An 18,567-nucleotide genomic window follows, 5' to 3' on the forward strand; every position below is an offset into this window, starting at 1 on the left:
TGAGTGGAATAGCGACGGTGAGGTCCGATAAATTGTGAAAAGACATGATTTAGCGCAAATAGCTGCATCTGAGTCCGATAGGGAGGGAGGAGCTAACCCAACCCCCACGATCTTCCACCGAAATTACTTTGAATTTAAGTAATTTATGTGTTGACATATCTCTTTGAAATATGGTTTTATTATGTAGACCAATTGTTATAATGCAAAGGAAGTGTCAGCTTGTCGAACAAGCCGAATACGCGTGAGGCGATTTTGGACACAGCTTCGAAATTGTTTTTTTCTCAGGGATATCATGCAACAGGACTGAATCAGATCATTAAAGACAGCGATTCACCGAAGGGGTCACTTTATTACTACTTTCCTCACGGTAAAGAAGAACTGGCTTTAACATGTATTAACCGGACTAGTGAAGTTGTCGCTCAGAAGCTTAGACATCATATGGAGAACAGCAAGAGTGCGTCTGAGGCAATGGAGGATTTCATTCTAGGAATGGCTAAAGATGCTGTGGAATCCTCATACGAAGGGATTGTTCCGTTTAGTTTTTGGTTGGCGGCGGAGACATCCTGTATTAGTGAGGAGCTGCGGACTGCATGTAAATCTGTGTTTATGGACTTGCAGGATGTGATCAAGAAACGTCTTTTGGATGAAGGCGTAGAGAACAAGCCCGCGGCCGATATGGCTTCAGTGGTAATCTCTTTATTTGAAGGGGCGCTTCTCCAGACGCTGACTTTTCGGGATGAACAACCGCTTCTCGCGGCGGCAAAGTTTATCCCAGTAATACTTGGTTAGATACAGACAAATAGACAAGATTATCAGGAGGATTAAGGGTGGAAGCAACTATGCAAGGGAATCAACAAAAAGAGGTCAAGAAGTTTAAGACTATTCCAATTCTTGTCTCTTTATTACTAGCAGGCTTTATCGGAATGTTCAGTGAAACGGCATTAAACGTTGCCTTAAGTGATCTTATGAATGTCCTACAAATTACCCCAGCAACAGCTCAATGGTTGACAACAGCTTATCTGCTTACACTGGGTATATTAGTACCAATTTCGGGGATGCTGCTTCAATGGTTCTCGACGAGACAACTGTTTATAGCGGCTTTATGTTTTTCAATCCTAGGAACATTCCTAGCGGCAGTATCACCTAACTTTGAGTTCTTACTTACAGCAAGAGTGGTTCAAGCTATGGGAACAGCGCTTCTGTTACCACTGATGTTTAATACAATCCTTATCATCATTGCTCCTGAAAAACGGGGTGCAGCAATGGGGATGATTGGCCTAGTTATCATGGTTGCTCCGGCGATTGGGCCTACCATTGCTGGACTGCTAATTGAAAGCCTCAGCTGGCACTGGATCTTCTGGTTGTCATTGCCATTCTTAGTGATTGCATTGATATTCGGGATTCTGTTTATGCAGAATGTAACAAAGGTGACGAAACCGAAGATTGATATCCTCTCCATTGTGTTATCTTCACTCGGATTTGGCGGTATCGTGTTTGGTTTCAGCAGCGCCGGTGAAGAAGCGGGCTGGGGAAGTCCGAAAGTGATCATTGCGATCATCGTAGGAGTAGTAGCACTGTTATTGTTTGGTCTTCGCCAAATGAAGATGAAGGAGCCAATGATTAATCTGCGTGCTTTTAAATATCCAATGTTCGCTATTGGTGTAGCTATGGTATTTATCTGTATGATGGTTATTCTGTCCTCCATGTTGATTCTTCCGATGTACCTTCAACAAGGACAAGGCTATACAGCTTTCAAAGCAGGTCTGTTGCTGCTTCCAGGCGGTATTATAAACGGATTGATGTCTCCAATTATGGGTCGTATGTTTGATAAATACGGTCCGAAATGGCTCGTTATTCCAGGTCTGATTATTGCAGCAGTAGCCCTGTGGTTTTTCTCCAGTATTACTGTAGCTTCTACGGTTGTGTTCGTAATCGTACTTCACAGTACGCTTATGATTGGTATTTCAATGGTATTTATGCCGGCACAAACGAATGGTATTAACCAGTTGCCACTAGAACTTTATCCAGATGGTACAGCTATTATGAATACACTGCAGCAGGTTGCTGGTGCCATTGGTACTGCATTAGCAGTCAGCATTATGACGGCGGGTTCAAAAAGCTACATGAAAACTGTGGAGAACCCAGCAGATCCAGCTAATATGTTACCTGCGTTCACGAATGGTGTACAAAATGCTTTTATTTTCGGAATGAGTATGGCGATTGTAGGACTAATTCTTGCTTTCTTCATAAAAAGAGTAGTTGTAAATCATAAAATGAATACCACGATGCATTAATAAATAAATTTGACGCACGAAAAAGTGTTCGAATAGGTTAGTTTGTAAAATCCCCTTAGGATAGACAGTGAAAAAAAGTTCATGATCTCATGGACTTAACACTGTTGATCGAAGGGGATTTTTTTGTTCGCAATACGAAAGAGGACCACTCCTCGGTAGAATACCGAAAAGCGACTCCACTTAACGCTTTCTTTTTTAAGAAAAATGCTGGGATATATTAGTCAGATATTCTTCTTCGGCCGTATTTTCTTTCATTTGAATAAGCATTTTTGCATCTTCACCAACAACATATCGGAATTGACTTGTCCCATCTGTGGCGGCTTGATAAATTGTTTCCGCAACAATTTCTGGAGGCGAAGCATAGGCAGGTTGTTTTTCCATCTCTCCCAATTTACCCAAAAATGCAGTAGTAAAAGGCTTATATTCCTTTAATGCATCATTAAAAAAGAACTCCATCGATCTACCACCAAAGTCCGTCTGAATGGCACCAGGTTCAATTAACTTTACTTTGATGTTTTGTGATGCTAATTCATAAGATACGGATTCAGTAAAACCTTCTACAGCGAATTTCGTTGAATGATACAGAGACATTGTAGGAAAGGTTACTTTCCCACCCATAGAAGAGATATTGATCAGCAAACCATCTTGGTTAGCTCTAAAATGTGGCAGCATGGCTCTAGTCATACTGATAAGACCAAAAACGTTGACTTCAAACTGCCTTCTGATCTGCTCATCTGTAGCTACTTCTATAAGACCCATTGTTCCATAACCAGCATTATTGAGTAGAACGTCAATTTTACCGAACCGCTTAATTGCCTTCTCTAACGCAGGTTGAATCGTGTCTGCTTTCTCAACATCGAGCCGTAACACCAACACATTATCAAGTGTAGTGAATTCACTTTCCTGTTCAGGTGAACGCATCGTGGCTACCACATTCCAGCCTCTTTCAGCAAAATATTTTGCTGTAGTTCTACCGATACCAGAAGAAGCACCCGTTATAAAAATTGTTTTCATTTTCAATTCCTCCTAAAAGTTTTATGAGTGGTACATCTTAACCTGGTTGGTATTAAACTCACTTCGTAAGTACTAACTTCTCCATGTTTAACAATCCCTCAGCAATGGTTGTTAGTTTAGCCTTATATTCTTCTATGCCAATTTGAATGCAGATGATCTGTGCTGGATGCATTTCATCTTTATAAAGCGAATATTGAGCGAGTAATTGATCTAACCTATGTTGTGATTCCTCTTGAGCTTGCTTCAACCAAATAATCACCTTCTCATACCCGACAAATTCACCAAAATAAAGTCTCATCATAAAATCAGATTTTTTAATACTGTCAGCCTCTAGTGGGGCTAGTAAATAGGCATTAAAACTATCTCTTCCTTTATCCGTGATGTTTAAAAGATTTTTATTAGGCTTACCTTCCTGAAGTATGTTTTCCTTAGTAATCAGACCCTCCTTTTCCATGCGAGCAAGTGTAGGGTAAATCGTTCCATAACTAGAACTATAGAAATTAGAGAATATTTCCTCCAATAACTGCTTTATTTCGTATCCAGTCAACGATTTTTTCATAAGCATACCTAAAATAACATCCTGACTGTTCAAAATAGGGCCTCCTTTAAGTTTTGAAATATTTGTATATCGTTATCATAATATATCAGACCAATATATATTGAGTCAATATATATTGGGTAGATACTTGAGGTTATTTTTATGTATTCATTTGTCTGAAATGAAAATACAGTGGCAGTAGAATGAGGATCACAAGTATGAGGATTATAATAATTAAGAGGCATCACGAAAAAATGACGATCGCTACCTGGCAGAATACCGGGGAGCGATCGTCATTTAATTTTCACTTATTTAATTTTCATTGTGTCCATTCCAGCATATATATTCGTTGTAACTCCACGTTAAGGATCACGATACAGTAGCTACCATCATCTTTTTTCTTATAGTAATACAATCCTCTTTCTTCGAGTTCTATAGGGTTCGCCTGAAATAATTTTTCGTATTTTTCTTTTTCATTAGGATGAATGGCTATCACAGAGTCTTTGAAACTTGATATTCTCTCTTTTATGGGGGCAATGGATTCAACATAGAGGGGATGCCAAAATGCTGCGTCTTTGATTTCTTTGAATTGCTTTTCGTCATAATCTAATACGTAAAAGCTTTCGCCATCCCCATGGAAACTGGGTGGACTTTCAAATATCACCTTTGACTCTGTGGGTTTAGAGAGCGATATGCCCCAATTTATCTTCCACGTCTCATAATAGTTTATCGAATTGTTACGGAGCATATATCCAACGAAAATAAATAGGAAAAGAACGGTAAAACTCAAGATTGTTATTGTTGTTTTTCTCATCGTTGACTCCTCAACATGCTGCTTGTATTACCATTATTATACATGAATGAGGAGGGAATAAGGGATTTCTTAATAGAAACTTTACATACATAGATTTACTATGTATAGTTATCCTAGGTATAAAAGGATAACTAATATTCGTGATATACAGATATTAGTCATTAGAAGGGGAAGCAAATCAACGGTAGATATCCCGTAGAATGAGCCGAATCCGGTCCGAAGCAGCAAATCAACGGTATAAATCCCGTAGAATGAGCCGAATTCGGTCCGAAGCAGCAAATCAACGGTATAAATCCCGTAGAATGAGCCGAATCCGGACCGAAGCAGCAAATCAACGGTATAAATCCCGTAGAATGAGCCGAATTCGGTCCGAGGAAGCAAATCAACGGTATATATCCCGTAGAATAAGCCGAATCCGGACCGAAGCAGCAAATCAACGGTATAAATCCCGTAGAATAAGCCGAATTCGGTCCCACGCCAATTGTAAAGTTAGAATTTAGGAGGTGTTAGCCGTTGAAAGTAAGTAAAGAGATGCTGAAGGGCAGTACGGGAACGTTAATTCTGACTCTTTTACTGGAGAAGCCATTATATGGTTATGAGTTAATCAAAGCGCTGGAGCTGAGATCACAGGGTGTCTTTTCATTAAAAGAAGGAACCTTGTATCCAATTCTGCATGCGATGGAAAGTGAGCGCTGGGTAGAGGCTTACTGGATGGAGGTAGAGGGAAGGAAGCGTAAGTACTATAGAATTCTGGAGGAAGGTAAAGAGAAACTCAAGGAGAAAAAAGCAGAATGGGTTATGTTTAAAGGTGCAGTTGACTCCGTTCTGGGAGAGGGGGGTGTATGATGAAAGAGAGGCAGCAGCTATTTTTGGATGAAGTGTGTGCAGAGATTAAAGCGAAAATAACTCACCCAGAGATACGTCAAGAATTAGCTAGTCATCTAGAGGATTTAATTTGTGAAAAAGAAGCCGACGGTGTATCACGGGAAGAAGCCATTACTTGGGCGATCGCACAAATGGGGAACCCGCAAACGTTAGGGAAGGAACTTCATCTAATACATAAACCACATGTACCTTGGGGATTGTTTGGAGTTGTAGCTTTATTATCCGCGATCAGTCTGATCGGAATGAGTTCTGTGGATGTAGGCTACAGTGATATTGTTAAGGGTGCTTTTTTGGATAATGCGTTTAGACGCCAAGCGATAAATATACTCATTGGAATTGTATTGATGTTTGGATTGTATTTTATCGATTTCAGAAAGCTGAAAAGCTTCTCGTGGGTATTATACGGAACATCAATAGCCGGAATTCTGTCGAGTATATTCTGGGGGATAACAATAAATGGAGCGAATTATGGTCCTAGGATTTTTTTGATCTTACCTGATATGACATCCTATCGCCCTTATGTTTTGATAGTCGCGTTAGCAGGGATTTTAGTGAATCGTAAGGAATCGGCTAAAAAGAAAACTTGGCGGAGTGGGTTGTTCGACATAAGCCTTCTGTTAGCACCTGCATTGCTTCTTACCTCTCTAAACTCTCTTCCAGAGCTTGTGGTGTATCTAATCTCTTCACTAGTATTATATGTATGGATTACTCACGATTGGAAAAAGAGTGTAGTATTATTAGGGTCCTTTATAATAGTTGGACTAATGTTTATCTTCAATAGCGACTACCTGATGGCCAGAATCATTAGTGCAATAAATCCATCTTTAGATCCAGAAGGTTATGGCTATATATATCAAGTAATGCGTGAAGTTATTAGTTCAGCGGGTTGGTGGGGGCACGGATTCGGAGCAGTAGAACAAAAGCTGCCGTATGTCTACTCAGATATGTTGCCTGTCTATCTTATTCATTGTTTTGGTTGGGCGGGGGCGCTGCTTTTGCTTGGAGTTATCTCCTGGTTCTTTATCAAGCTTCTATCTACGATACGAGCGATTCGTGAGCCCTATGGACAAGCTTTAGTGCTGGGTTTGGCATTTTTGCTAGCGATAAGACTAACCTATGGTCTTGCTATTTTGAGCGGCGGAATGATACTGACTTCTATCCCTTTCCCTTTCCTGAGCTATGGGAGTCATGTGTGGTTTGAATATGCGGCTATTGGACTTTTGATGGGCATTTATCGTAGGAAGGACATTGGAACCGTCCAGGATAATACTGTACTGAGTTAGATTCAGGATCCTCTCGTATGTCTAATTATTAAGTATGAATACTTAAGGGAGGTCTTTTAATGGGATGGAAAAAAACAGGCTTGTTAAGTGTTGCCTTTGCCCTAGGCTCTATGGGAGGGTTTGGGAGTATACATACAACAGATACTGTAGCTGCCGCAACTGTGAAAGAATCTGCAAAAGTCTATAATCAATTCCAACAATATGTACAGAAGCCGGCATCTCTGGCTAACGCCCGGAATTATTTGATTAACCATATCAAAGAAGTGGATACCTGGACAGCAACTCAGATGACACTCCAGCTCGAAAATGCACAGAAGGCATATTTACCTGTGTACTCTGCGAAGGTTTTTCCGGAGAATGTTCAGAAAGAGATAAATAATGCTTTTTCCAAAAGCAAAAATCTAACCTACAGCACACTCCTTAATGCGATCAAAGATGCTAATGTGCGCAATATGTTAATTGAAGGACGGGATAAGGGATATAAGCTGGAGACTAGTGAGGGCATGTACTATCCAGTGATGCATTATGAGGGCTTCAAAAGCTTTAAGCCGTATGTCACGAAGGACATCGCAGCTTACATTGACATCATGGCCACTGAATCGAATCAACCAAGTGTATTTGATGCAGCTATTGTGATTAGTTGGACAGAGTTAACGAACAGGGCGCTAGCACTGGAGGATTTTGTGACGAAATATCCAGCTTCCAATCGGTCAACCGTTTTACAAAAAGAGCTGCTTAATGCAACTTCACGCTTATTATATGGGTCAAGCAACACACCAGCATATGACTATGATGAGCAAGTAATCAAACCTGAAGTGAAAAAGGCGTATGAGAATGCATTAAAAGGAAACAAAGGCGACACCAGAATCCTAATGATTTTAGAAAAATTACTGCAGTTACTTGATTCCACGAATAATAAACTCACACCTGAAGTGGAAAAATTTCTGAATCAAACGGTTAATTCGAAATGAAGAGGCGGGATCTATTGAGAACCGGATTTAGAGGAACAAAAATCATAGTTTTCGCATTTGTGCTGTTGTTATGGACAAACACTATTGTTATGGGCAGTGCAGATGCAGCTTACGTTGGATCATCTACAGACAATGTACTTCAGCAAATGCAGTTGGAGAAGAAAAACAGTCTGCCGCAAGGATTTGTCTATTTGGATGAAGTGATTCCTACTGCCCAATTTGAAATTCGTTATTACGGAGATAATAATTTTGTAGGGAAGCGGATTGATGGATATAAGGCTCCTTTAGCGATCTTTTCACAGACTGCAGCTACAGCCTTGAAGGCAGTAAGTGAGGATTTAGCCAAAAAAGGATATATCCTAAAAATCTATGATGCTTATCGTCCGCAGACCGCGGTGAATCATTTTGTAAGATGGTCTCAGAATTCCGCGGATACTAAGATGAAGCAGCAATATTACCCGCTACTGGATAAACGTAATTTATTCAAACTCGGATTTATAGCGAAAAAATCAGGACATTCCCGTGGCAGTACCATCGATTTAACGATCGTCAATAAAGAGACCGGTGTAGATGTAGATATGGGCAGCCCGTTTGATTTTTTCGGAGATATCTCTTTTTATGATACATCGTTAATCACCAAGACTCAGAAAGCAAATCGTGCAATTCTCAAAGAGGTTATGGTGAAGCAAGGCTTTAAACCTTATAGTAAGGAATGGTGGCATTTTACGCTGATAAAAGAACCTTTTCCTAAGCAGTATTTTGACTTCAAAGTGGAATAGTTATTTAAAAGAAGCGGCTCAACATAATGTTGAACGGCTTCTTTTTTTTGCTTGTCTTGATTATCCTTAGGATTAGCACATGCTGGAAACGCACATAATACTTGTAATAACTAAAGGGAGGTTTCGAGCGGATGATCAAAATGGCAGCGGTTGTTGTGTTAGGTGTTCTATTTTTAACTAATGGATTTGGTGGATTTGCCGCTCCAACAGTATGGGCAGACTCCGGCAAGGTTAGCGTAATTTTGAATGGTAAACTACTGGAAACTAATCCCCATTCAGCCTACAATAAGGGCTCCACGGTCATGATTCCGCTCAGAGAGGCTTCCAATGCACTTAAATATACAACAACTTATCAAAAAAGTTCAGAAACTATAACACTAACAAGGATAAATGAAATAATTAAATGGAAGCTTAACGAACATCAGGTTAGCATTAATGATGCACAAGAATTGTTTTTTAAAGATGATTTCGAATTCAGAGAGGGTCATATCTATGTTCCAATCTCCTTTTTTAAGACAATTGGTTTAGTAACCTCATATGATGGGGAGTCCAATCAAGTTGAAGTGTATACCCCTGAAGTGACAGCGAGTGTTATAGCGGGGTTACTGGTCGGTGGTAAATATAATGAATTATCGGAGCGATATCATTATGATGTGGTCGTAAATAAACCAAGCTCAAATGGATTACTGGGAGACTGGAAGCAAATTACGGTAAAAGCCGGGAATTATCATGGGATTAAATCTACAAAAAGTAGCTATAACGAGGGTCAATTTTCTATCCGCTGTGTATTGGATTTTGCAGAGACAGAGATTCCACTTGAAATTATATTGAACACATCGGGCAAAATTATAGAATTAAGAGAGACGCTCTAATCGGAAAATGATTCCATGATGACTATGCACATTTCCCAAGCGAGAAGATTTTAGGGGATTATGCATAGTCTTTTTGCTGTTCTAATATACATTTCGAGATCATTTCTGAAGGGGATCGTAAACCTGATGTGTTTTTAATGTAAAAAATGGTTTTATTTGTTGACTTCCAGATTCATCGATTGTAAATTAAAATTTGAAATAATCAATAAAGCATTTAATTAAATTAGAGAAATGAGTGGAGTACTGGATGACAAAAACAATGACTGGAATGAGTACTGCAGAAGAGCAACCCTTTTCATTAAAAGCAATCATCCCCCCGCTTCTTGCTATTATTGTCGGTATGATTATGGTTATTCTGGATGGTACTGTTGTGAATGTGGCCGTTCCCAAGCTGGTTGATTATTTTGCTTCCGATCTCAAAACGATTCAGTGGGCAATTACGGGTTATACTTTAGCTCTAGCGGCTGTAATCCCACTCGCGGGCTGGATGACCGATCGTTTTGGATCGAAACAAGTTTTTCTGACAACTCTTACGATGTTTATTCTTGGCTCTATGTTATGTTCGGTTGCACAAAGCTCATCTCAGCTCATTATTTTTCGAGTCATTCAAGGTCTTGGCGGGGGGATGGTTGCTCCCATTGGGATGGCGATGGTTTTTAAATTAGCTCCAGTAGAACGTCGAGGTTCTATTATGGGGATGCTTGGTATTCCAATGCTCTTAGCTCCGGCACTCGGTCCAGTCTTATCCGGTTGGCTGGTGGAGTACGTAAGCTGGCACTGGATCTTTCTGATTAATGTACCTATTGGAATCGTTGGCATTATTCTTGGTGTTAAATATTTGCCGAAGTCTGAAAAAAAGAGCAAAGGTAGACTCGATATCCTAGGCATTATCCTTGCCCCAATTGCCTTCTCTATGTTGGCTTATGGGGTGAATGAAGGCGGTGGAACAAGCTGGTCGTCTACTCCCGCTATTGTTGGCTTATCTGTTGGAGGGGTTGCATTGATCCTTCTTGTCATTGTGGAGCTGCTTCACAAAAATCCGCTTTTACAACTGCGAGTTTTCCGTTCGTCGGATTTCACTCGGGGTATTATTTTAACTTGGATTATGCAAGCCGCTTTGTTTGGGTCCATGTTATTTGTGCCCCTTTACTTGCAGCAGATTCGAAGCTATACCCCGCTGGAGACCGGCCTGATTCTACTTCCGCAGGCTTTAGCTTCAGCAATCGGAATGCCGATTGGCGGCAGATTGTTTGATAAGATCGGGGCTCGTCCGCTGGCGTTTGTTGGACTTAGTATCATTACGGTCACCTTGTTCCTGTTATCCGGAATTAGTGTTTCAACAAATTTACCGTTAATTATGACATACCTGGGTTTCTTAGGTTTTGGTATGGGTCTAACGATGATGCCTTTGAATACTCATGTTTTGAATGCTGCTCCACGTGAATGGGTGGGAAGTGTAACTTCACTTACTGCTGCTGCTCAACAAGTCGTTGTTTCATTTGCTATAGCTGGAATGACAGGTTACCTGACTAGTCAGATCGCTGTTCATATGGGAGCACTGAAAGCGGGAAGTAATCCTTTGACAGCCGCAGTTAGTGGTTTTGATGATGTATTCTTCCTGTCTGGCTGCATAGGTGTGGTAGGTGTATTGATGAGTATTATTTTGCGCAAGCCTAAGCTTTCCACTGGAGATCCTTCCTCTGGAGAGGGACAGAAGGCAGATGCGGCGATGATGATGGGGCATTAATTGAACCCATAAACATAGGTAATATAGAAAAGGCGTCGTTCAGCTTGTATAGTTGAACGACGCCTTTATTGTTATAAATGCTCTGGTTTCTTCTGAGCCCACGATGCGGGGAGACTTGCTTTACCAAGCAGCTCAGAAGCCACGATTCCAAGCAGAACAAGCGCTGCGCCAGCATAGCCTTGCATCGATAACTTCTCAGCAGCGAACCAATAACCAAACATCGCAGCGAAGACCGGCTCAAGGGAGAAGATTAGTCCGGTGCGGGTTGGTGAAGTATATTTTTGAGCAATAGGTTGTAGGATGAAGCCACAGGCACTGCATAGGATACCAAGCGCTAGAATTGCTGTCCAACCTGGCAAAGTTGAGGGTAGCGAAGGTGTCTCGAAGATTGCGGACAACACTAAGGCCAACCCTCCGGCAAATCCTAACTGCAAGATTCCAATATTCAGGGAATCACATTCTTTTACTGCCTTGCCTGTAAATAAGATCTGTACCGCATAGAACACTGCTGAAAGGATACACAGAAAGTCACCCGGTTGAATAGTTAAGGTTGCATTTAAGGTAAGAAGTCCAATCCCGGCTATGGCGAGGACGGAGCCGAACACTTGCGGAGGTGCAACTCTTTTTTTGAAAATAACTCGATCCAAGATCGGTACAAAAATAACCGTCAATGCAACTAAAAATCCTGCGTTTGAGGTGGTGGTTGTTTGAAGTCCGAAGGTTATACATGTGAATACGCCGAGCAGGAGGAATCCGAGGAGAGCACCATATTTTAATGTTCTCATGTCTACTCGTCTTAATCGTTTATGGAATATCATAGCGGCTAATATAAAAGCAAGTCCGAAGCGGAGTGCAATCAGATTGAATTCACCTAATGTACCTAATCCCATTTTCATAAATATGTAGGAGGAGCCCCAAAATAATGTTACAACTAACAGCAGCAGCTCAGCTTTGAGCGGTTTCATCTCTTCATCCATCCTTCTTCATTTTCAACTCAATATAGTATAATACGGCTCTATACATAAGGTAACTGAATGTTTATCATAGGATACATGAGTAAAACTTATGTAATTGATAAGGGTGGGAACAGAGGTTGAGCATTAATAAATATGAGATTTTTCTGAAAGTTGTAGAGCTAGGCAGCTTAACAAAAGCAGCAGATATGCTGGGTTTTACGCAATCCGGAATTAGTCACACCATCAGTAGCTTGGAGATGGAGTTTGGGTTCGCGTTATTAATTAGAAATAGATCCGGTGTGAAATTGACGGTAAACGGGGAACAGGTTCTGCAGCCTATCCGTGAAATCTTGAAATGGAACGAGAAATTGAAGCAGGAGGTAGCGGACATCCACGGGCTAGAGATTGGCACGATCACCATCGGTACGTTCACCAGTGTGTCTGTGCATTGGCTGCCAGGGATGATTAAGCAATTTCGCAGTGAATACCCATATATAGAAATTAAGCTGATGGAAGGCGGTTATTTGGAGGTTGAACAATGGATAGAGGCTGGAGTGATCGACTGCGGTTTTATTTCACTGCCTACACGTGAGAAGTTTGACGTAATTCCTTTAAAAAAAGACCGGATGTTAGGGATTGTATCTAAAGAGAATCCGCTTAGTGCAGAACCCTTTCTTTCCTTATCACAAATTGCTAAGGAGGATTTCATTATCCCGAAAGCAGGCTCGGATTATGATGTTAGACGTGTACTGGATAAGGCGGGTATTAAACCTAATGTTAAATTCTCAGCAGGTGATGACTATGCCATTATGTCGATGGTGGAGAAAGGTCTTGGCATAAGTATTTTGCCAGAGCTTGTCTTAACCCGGCAAAATTATAATGTGGCCATGCTAGAATTGGAGGAACGTAGTTTCAGATCGTTAGGAATTGCTGTCCACTCTATGAAATACGCTTCTCCCGTCACCAAAAAATTTCTAAAGCATGTGCAAGTGTGGCTGAAAGATAACACCTAAATGAATACGTCAGAAAATAAGAAACTGATACCTCATCAAAGTTAAGGGGGATCAGTTTTTTTGTTTAGTACTTCAGCTAGTTTTTCAGAAAACAGAAACTACATATATGCTGCTGTAATCGATTTTAAGGGATTTTGTCTAAATATATGTATATCTCCATTATCATATAGTTTTAACGTTGTTATAGGGGATTTAAGGGGTGTTAAATTACGTGTATTTCCTCTATTGATATCTGTTTTATAATAATTAATATGTTATAATTAGAAGAGTGGAAATAAGGAATGTATTCAGATGTTCTGGAAATGTGAGGACTTTATGCACAATTACAGATGGATGAGATTAGGAGGAGGATTAAACGATTGAGCGTTACAATAATTACACTAGTCGTAGTAGCAGTATTTATAGGTGCCTTAATGAGAACCGTGTTTGGTTTTGGTGAAGCGATTGTGAGCATGCCACTGCTTGCACTGCTCCCGATACCTATACATACCTCAGTTTCTTTGATTGGATTGGCAGGCCTCACGGTTGCTTCACTTACAGTTGTGAGTGGGTGGCGGCATATAGAACGACCTATTCTGATTCGATTAGCACTCTCCACAGTGATAGGAATTCCTGTAGGACTAATCATGCTTTATTTAGCACCTGCAAGTGTAATGATGACTGGACTTGGTATATTTTTGATTGTTTATGGAGTTTATTCGGTGATTAAGAAGAGAATATTTAAGACGATCGATCGTCCCTTGCTTAAGGCAAAAGGTTGGGTGTATCCCTTCGGATTCGCTTCGGGTGTACTTGGCGGTGCTTATAACTTTAATGGTGTCCCGGTCGTGATCTATGGTACTTTACGACAGTGGAATCCTGATCGCTTTCGGGGTACGTTGCAAGCTCATTTTCTTATTTCTGGTGTACTCGTTGTAGCGGGTCATGCTATCGGGGGATTGTGGACGGTGGATGCTCTTGTTCTTTATGGATATTCTTTACCAGCGATTCTCTTAGCTACGGTGTTTGGGGTATATGTAAATAAACGTATTCCTGCTAAAAAATTTGAGAGTTACTTATTTCTGATTATCATTTTACTTGGTGTTCTATTGCTAGTACCTCGCGGATAGTTGAAAAGAAATAGAAAGACGTTCTTCTCCTTAGTGTATATGAACGTCTTTTAAATTTATCCAATCTTAGGGTTGACTAAGAGCCTTGTTCATGAGAAAATGTACGCGCGTACATTAAATGAATGCGTTTTCGAATAGCGTATTGAACGAGGCTAAATGTCACTGTTCATAACCTATGAGAAGGAGGAATTTATATCGCCAGCCGTAAAGAGGTTGCCGAGCTTGCAGGTGTCTCAGAAGCCACAGTATCTCGCGTGTTAAATAACGTTGGTCCGATTAAGGAAGAAACGAAGGAACGTGTGTTGGCAGCTGCTCTGAAGCTAGGCTATACCCCTAGTTCACTCGCACAGAGCTTTGCACGTAGAAGGAGCGGGAACTTGGGTGTAGTGATGCCTTATTTGCCGAAAGCCCGCTTGTTCTCCACTTATTATTTTTCAGAAATATTAAGTGGAATAGGGAGCAAGGCGCGAGAAGAGGGTTATGATCTGTTAATGCTGTTTCGAAATGCCGAAGAGCCAATGGATTATAACGAGTTGTTTAAGATGCGGAAGATCGATGCTTGCATTGTGCTTGGCGCTAAAGAAGAGCCAGGTGAGCTAGCCTCACTCCGCCGTTTGAAGGAAGAAGACCATCCTTTTTGTCTGATTAATCAGCATTTTGCTGGGGAAGCTTTTCACGAGGTGGATGCCGATCATGTCGAAGGAAGCTGGCAAGCGGCTAAACACTTACTGAAACAAGGCTTTACGAGGATTGCTTTTCTAAATGGGCCTGAATCTTATTCCAACAGCCGAGATCGTTTAACGGGGTATGCCCGCGCTTTGGCAGAGGTGAATCTTTCTGTAGATTCTTCACTTTTGTTCGAAGGTAACTTCAGCCGGAAAAGCGGGATTATAGCTGCCAAAGAAATGTTGCCTTTGCTGAATGAGATTGATGCGATTATGGCCGCCAATGATCGGATGGCCATTGGTTTGCAGCAAGGGCTGCAGGAGCTAGGAATACCAAGGGATCGCCTGCCAGCTATTGTGGGTTATGATGATTCGGAAGCTGCGGAGCTTACCACACCTGCATTAAGCAGTGTGCGGGTTCCCTTTTACGAACTAGGTGAACTTGCCGCAGCCCAAATCATTGAATTGCTGGGAAACAATCTGGCAGAAGTACCCGCACCAGCCGTACAGATCAAATTACCGACAGAACTAGTTATACGAGCTTCATCTAAATCTATCAACACTTAGGAGGAATAAGATGAAACAGCTTCGCATTGGAATGATCGGTTATAAATTTATGGGTAAAGCCCACAGTAATGCTTATCGCAGTTTGCCTATGTTTTTCCCGAAAGCGCTTAAACCAGAAATGTCTGTAATCTGTGGACGTAACTGTGAAGCGCTTGAAGAAGCTGCATCGCAGTTAGGCTGGGCGGATTGTGTTACAGATTGGAAGGATCTGATCGCTCGAGAGGATATTGATCTTATAGATATTAATGCTCCCAGCAATGCGCACAAGGAGATAGCTTTGGCAGCAGCCAAAGCAGGTAAACATATTTTTTGTGAAAAACCACTTGCGCTGACCTTGGCGGATTCCCGTGAAATGCTGCAAGCTGCTGAAGACGCGGGAGTTACACATATGGTTGGTTTTAATTATCGCTTTTCTCCGGCAGTTCGACTGGCTAAGAAGCTCATAGAGAGTGGGCGGCTAGGAAAAATTTATCATTTTCGGGCTTGGTTTCTACAAGATTGGATAATAGATCCAGATTTTCCTTTAGTATGGAGACTGCAGAAGGATATCGCCGGTTCAGGTTCGCATGGAGATCTGGGGGCGCATCTTATAGATTTAGCTCATTTCTTAGTAGGTGATATGAAGGAAGTAATCGGCATGAGCGAGACCTTCATAAAAGAGCGTCCGCTCGCCGCTGAAATGACTGGTTTAAGCGCTAAAGGAGATAAAAATGCACCCAAGGGTAAGGTTACCGTTGACGATGCCACCTTGTTTTTAGCCCGTTTTGATAATGGTGCTCTGGGCAGCTTTGAAGCTACAAGATTCGCAGCGGGTCATCGCTCTACCAATTCTTTTGAGATCAATGGAAGTCTGGGCAGTGTGAAATTCGACTTCGAACGTATGAATGAATTAGAAGTTTATTTGACCTCGGATGCCGAGGATGTACAAGGTTTTCGCCGTGTGCTGGCGACCGATCCTGCTCATGAGTATGCAGAGGCTTGGTGGCCGCCTGGTCATACGATTGGTTTTGAACATACGTTTATTCACGAAATGCTGGAGCTTTCTAACGCAATTGAAGAAGGTCGTCAGCCAGAACCAAATTTCAATGATGGAGTGAAATGCCAAGCGGTGTTAGAGGCTGTAGAACGTTCTATTGATGAACGCCGTTGGGTCGATTTATCCGAGATGTAATCTAACCTTAGAAGGAGTGCTGAAGATGAGAAAAGCATTGATTGTATGGGGCGGTTGGGAGGGTCATGAGCCTGAGCAGGTAGCTGATATATTCGCTAAAATGCTGCAAGAGGAACAGTTTGAAGTTGAAGTATCGAATACACTGGAGGCTTTTGCTGATGCAGATAAGCTTCTTGGACTAGATTTGATCGTTCCGGTATGGACGATGGGTACAATCGAGCAGGATTTTGTGAATAATGTCTCCGCAGCTGTACAGCATGGGACAGGTCTTGCCGGTTGCCATGGCGGGATGTGTGATTCTTTTCGTAATAATGTAGATTGGCAGTTTATGACGGGTGGACAATGGGTAGCTCATCCTGGTAATGACGGTGTTAACTATACCGTAGAGATTTGTCAAAGCTCAAGTCCTCTGGTAGAAGGATTAGAAGATTTCAGCGTTTGCTCAGAGCAATATTATCTGCATGTAGATCCAGCTGTTGAAGTTCTTGCTACGACTCGTTTTCCTGTAGTTGAAGGGCCTCATTCGTATAATAAGGCTGTTGATATGCCAGTAGCTTGGACAAAACGTTGGGGCTTGGGCAGAGTTTATTATAATTCACTCGGGCATCATGCGGACATTGTAGATCAGCCGCAAGTGCGTGAAATGATGCGCAGAGGATTAATATGGGCAGCTGAAGGTAAAGCGCAAGCATTATCCAATGTTTCGGGGGTTAGGAATAGCTATAGTGGAATGGCAGACAGTCAATAAATTCTGGGAGCGATCAGCGAATGGATAAAGTTAAAGTTGGTATTATTGGATGCGGTAAAATCAGTAGTATCTATATGGAGAACTGTCAAAAGTTCGAGATCCTTGATCTAGTTGCATGTGCGGATTTGGATTTGGTGAGAGCACAAGAACAAGCGGATAAATACAATATTCCAAACGTCTATACCACAGAACAATTACTGAACGATCCAGAGATAGAAATCGTAATCAACTTAACGATACCAGCAGTTCATGCGGAAGTATGCCTGAAAGCTATTGAAGCGGGTAAACATGTATACGTTGAGAAACCTCTAGCTGTGACGAGAGAAGAAGGACGCAAAGTTCTGACTGCGGCGCGGGAAAAGGGAGTACTTGTGGGCAGTGCACCGGAGACGTTCTTCGGAGCGGGAATTCAAACGGTATTGAAGCTGATAGATGAAGGAGTAATTGGCGCACCCGTTGCAGCTACTTCGTTTATGATGGGCCGTGGACATGAGCATTGGCATCCAGATCCGGAATTTTATTATGCCGCTGGTGGAGGTCCAATGTTCGATATGGGTCCTTACTATTTGACGGCTTTGGTGCAGCTGCTGGGTCCTATTCATACGGTTAGTGGAATGACTGGGAAAGCGCTGGAAGAACGTACGATTACAAGTGAGAAGAAATTTGGGAATATAATTCCTGTCCAAATTCCAACTCACGTAGCCGGAACCTTACGATTTGAAAATGGTGCCATTGCAACGTTGATTACAAGCTTTGATATCTTTGGCGGGAGCAACCTGCCGCATATAGAAATCTACGGAACGCTAGGAACGATTCAAGTTCCAGACCCGAATAACTTTGGGGGTCCCGTGAAACTCCGGCTTATGGGTGAAAATGAGTGGACGGAACAGCCGTTGTTGTCAGGGTATGATCAGAATACCCGCGGGATTGGACCAGCAGATATGGCTTACGCCATTCGGACGGGTAGAGGGCATCGTGCCAGTGGAGAACTGGCTTATCACGTATTAGAAGCAATGTGGGCTTTCCATGATTCTTCTGATGCTCATTCATTCTACGAAATGGAAAGCACCTGCACTCGTCCTGCGGCACTTCCAATCGGTCTTGCTCCTTACACTTTGGATTAGAGAATTCTTCCTGAATC

The 18,567-nt window shown here is 41.8% G+C and carries 19 protein-coding genes; 14 read left to right on the forward strand and 5 right to left on the reverse strand.

Annotated elements, in window-relative coordinates; genetic code table 11:
- The first annotated feature begins 219 nt into the window (after positions 1-219).
- Together MKZ09_RS16100 and MKZ09_RS16105 are read left to right on the forward strand one after the other, a co-directional pair.
- A complete protein-coding gene (locus MKZ09_RS16100; protein WP_076135158.1) occupies positions 220-789 on the forward strand; it encodes a TetR/AcrR family transcriptional regulator in 570 nt (189 codons plus the stop codon).
- 50 nt (positions 790-839) lie between these two features.
- Entirely contained in the window at positions 840-2,294 is a 1,455-nt protein-coding gene (locus MKZ09_RS16105; protein WP_076205987.1) for a DHA2 family efflux MFS transporter permease subunit, read from the forward strand.
- 195 nt (positions 2,295-2,489) lie between these two features.
- On the opposite strand, the gene MKZ09_RS16110 is transcribed toward MKZ09_RS16105, so the two are convergent.
- The 4 genes from MKZ09_RS16110 to MKZ09_RS16125 all read right to left on the reverse strand — a co-directional run bounded on the left by MKZ09_RS16110 (position 2,490) and on the right by MKZ09_RS16125 (position 5,092).
- Positions 2,490-3,308 carry an SDR family oxidoreductase gene (locus MKZ09_RS16110; RefSeq protein ID WP_076205873.1) on the reverse strand — a complete coding sequence of 273 codons (819 nt, stop codon included), beginning with the start codon at positions 3,306-3,308 and terminating at the stop codon, positions 2,490-2,492.
- Between the two features lie 58 nt (positions 3,309-3,366).
- Complete coding sequence (locus tag MKZ09_RS16115; RefSeq protein ID WP_081394299.1) at positions 3,367-3,900, reverse strand: PadR family transcriptional regulator; 534 nt, start codon at positions 3,898-3,900, stop codon at positions 3,367-3,369.
- A 265-nt stretch (positions 3,901-4,165) separates the two neighbouring features.
- Positions 4,166-4,660, reverse strand: coding sequence for a hypothetical protein (locus MKZ09_RS16120; RefSeq protein ID WP_076205875.1), 495 nt, complete (start codon positions 4,658-4,660; stop codon positions 4,166-4,168).
- 108 nt (positions 4,661-4,768) lie between these two features.
- On the reverse strand, positions 4,769-5,092 hold the full coding sequence (locus MKZ09_RS16125) for a hypothetical protein (protein ID WP_076205877.1): 324 nt from the start codon (positions 5,090-5,092) through the stop codon (positions 4,769-4,771).
- 81 nt (positions 5,093-5,173) lie between these two features.
- Here MKZ09_RS16125 and MKZ09_RS16130 point away from each other — a divergent pair, with 81 nt between their 5' ends.
- The 6 genes from MKZ09_RS16130 (at position 5,174) to MKZ09_RS16155 (ending at position 11,197) form a co-directional block, all read left to right on the forward strand.
- The gene (locus tag MKZ09_RS16130) at positions 5,174-5,506 is read left to right on the forward strand and encodes a PadR family transcriptional regulator (RefSeq protein ID WP_076099345.1); all 333 of its coding nucleotides are present in this window, start codon (positions 5,174-5,176) and stop codon (positions 5,504-5,506) included.
- Positions 5,503-6,828 (forward strand): FtsW/RodA/SpoVE family cell cycle protein, encoded by a 1,326-nt coding sequence (locus MKZ09_RS16135; RefSeq protein ID WP_081394300.1) that lies wholly within the window; start codon positions 5,503-5,505, stop codon positions 6,826-6,828. Before MKZ09_RS16130 ends, MKZ09_RS16135 begins: the two co-directional genes overlap by 4 nt.
- Positions 6,829-6,887: 59 nt before the next feature.
- Positions 6,888-7,799: a hypothetical protein gene (locus MKZ09_RS16140; protein WP_076135149.1), complete on the forward strand. Its 912-nt coding sequence runs from the start codon at positions 6,888-6,890 to the stop codon at positions 7,797-7,799.
- A gap of 14 nt (positions 7,800-7,813) precedes the next feature.
- Positions 7,814-8,578 carry a M15 family metallopeptidase gene (locus MKZ09_RS16145; RefSeq protein ID WP_197740346.1) on the forward strand — a complete coding sequence of 255 codons (765 nt, stop codon included), beginning with the start codon at positions 7,814-7,816 and terminating at the stop codon, positions 8,576-8,578.
- Positions 8,579-8,709: 131 nt separating this feature from the next.
- Positions 8,710-9,450: a copper amine oxidase N-terminal domain-containing protein gene (locus tag MKZ09_RS16150; protein ID WP_076135147.1), complete on the forward strand. Its 741-nt coding sequence runs from the start codon at positions 8,710-8,712 to the stop codon at positions 9,448-9,450.
- Positions 9,451-9,697: 247 nt separating this feature from the next.
- Entirely contained in the window at positions 9,698-11,197 is a 1,500-nt protein-coding gene (locus MKZ09_RS16155; RefSeq protein WP_076205881.1) for an MDR family MFS transporter, read from the forward strand.
- Between the two features lie 71 nt (positions 11,198-11,268).
- Here the strand turns inward: MKZ09_RS16155 and MKZ09_RS16160 are convergent, their stop codons facing one another.
- Positions 11,269-12,162 carry a DMT family transporter gene (locus MKZ09_RS16160; protein ID WP_076205884.1) on the reverse strand — a complete coding sequence of 298 codons (894 nt, stop codon included), beginning with the start codon at positions 12,160-12,162 and terminating at the stop codon, positions 11,269-11,271.
- A 128-nt stretch (positions 12,163-12,290) separates the two neighbouring features.
- Between MKZ09_RS16160 and MKZ09_RS16165 the strand changes: the two genes are divergently transcribed.
- From MKZ09_RS16165 to MKZ09_RS16190, 6 genes are all read left to right on the forward strand, one after another.
- On the forward strand, positions 12,291-13,166 hold the full coding sequence (locus tag MKZ09_RS16165) for a LysR family transcriptional regulator (RefSeq protein ID WP_076135142.1): 876 nt from the start codon (positions 12,291-12,293) through the stop codon (positions 13,164-13,166).
- 359 nt (positions 13,167-13,525) lie between these two features.
- A complete protein-coding gene (locus MKZ09_RS16170) occupies positions 13,526-14,275 on the forward strand; it encodes a sulfite exporter TauE/SafE family protein (protein WP_076205886.1) in 750 nt (249 codons plus the stop codon).
- A 188-nt stretch (positions 14,276-14,463) separates the two neighbouring features.
- Positions 14,464-15,507, forward strand: a complete 1,044-nt coding sequence (locus tag MKZ09_RS16175) for a LacI family DNA-binding transcriptional regulator (RefSeq protein WP_076205889.1) — start codon at positions 14,464-14,466, stop codon at positions 15,505-15,507.
- Positions 15,508-15,517: 10 nt separating this feature from the next.
- Positions 15,518-16,678, forward strand: coding sequence for a Gfo/Idh/MocA family protein (locus MKZ09_RS16180; protein ID WP_076135137.1), 1,161 nt, complete (start codon positions 15,518-15,520; stop codon positions 16,676-16,678).
- 25 nt (positions 16,679-16,703) lie between these two features.
- A complete protein-coding gene (locus tag MKZ09_RS16185; RefSeq protein WP_076205891.1) occupies positions 16,704-17,426 on the forward strand; it encodes a ThuA domain-containing protein in 723 nt (240 codons plus the stop codon).
- Positions 17,427-17,446: 20 nt separating this feature from the next.
- A complete protein-coding gene (locus tag MKZ09_RS16190; protein ID WP_076205894.1) occupies positions 17,447-18,550 on the forward strand; it encodes a Gfo/Idh/MocA family protein in 1,104 nt (367 codons plus the stop codon).
- Positions 18,551-18,567 lie beyond the last annotated feature (17 nt).

It is taken from the genome of Paenibacillus sp. FSL R5-0908 (assembly GCF_038006245.1).
Classification (GTDB): Bacteria; Bacillota; Bacilli; order Paenibacillales; family Paenibacillaceae; genus Paenibacillus_AQ; species Paenibacillus_AQ odorifer.

Coding starts and splice junctions, on each gene's coding strand:
- MKZ09_RS16105 (WP_076205987.1), top strand. CDS start 840: ATGCAAGGGAATCAACAAAAAGAGGTCAAGAAGTTTAAGACTATTCCA.
- MKZ09_RS16110 (WP_076205873.1), bottom strand. CDS start 3,308: ATGAAAACAATTTTTATAACGGGTGCTTCTTCTGGTATCGGTAGAACT.
- MKZ09_RS16120 (WP_076205875.1), bottom strand. CDS start 4,660: ATGAGAAAAACAACAATAACAATCTTGAGTTTTACCGTTCTTTTCCTA.
- MKZ09_RS16135 (WP_081394300.1), top strand. CDS start 5,503: ATGATGAAAGAGAGGCAGCAGCTATTTTTGGATGAAGTGTGTGCAGAG.
- MKZ09_RS16140 (WP_076135149.1), top strand. CDS start 6,888: ATGGGATGGAAAAAAACAGGCTTGTTAAGTGTTGCCTTTGCCCTAGGC.
- MKZ09_RS16150 (WP_076135147.1), top strand. CDS start 8,710: ATGATCAAAATGGCAGCGGTTGTTGTGTTAGGTGTTCTATTTTTAACT.
- MKZ09_RS16155 (WP_076205881.1), top strand. CDS start 9,698: ATGACAAAAACAATGACTGGAATGAGTACTGCAGAAGAGCAACCCTTT.
- MKZ09_RS16160 (WP_076205884.1), bottom strand. CDS start 12,162: ATGAAACCGCTCAAAGCTGAGCTGCTGCTGTTAGTTGTAACATTATTT.
- MKZ09_RS16180 (WP_076135137.1), top strand. CDS start 15,518: ATGAAACAGCTTCGCATTGGAATGATCGGTTATAAATTTATGGGTAAA.
- MKZ09_RS16185 (WP_076205891.1), top strand. CDS start 16,704: ATGAGAAAAGCATTGATTGTATGGGGCGGTTGGGAGGGTCATGAGCCT.
- MKZ09_RS16190 (WP_076205894.1), top strand. CDS start 17,447: ATGGATAAAGTTAAAGTTGGTATTATTGGATGCGGTAAAATCAGTAGT.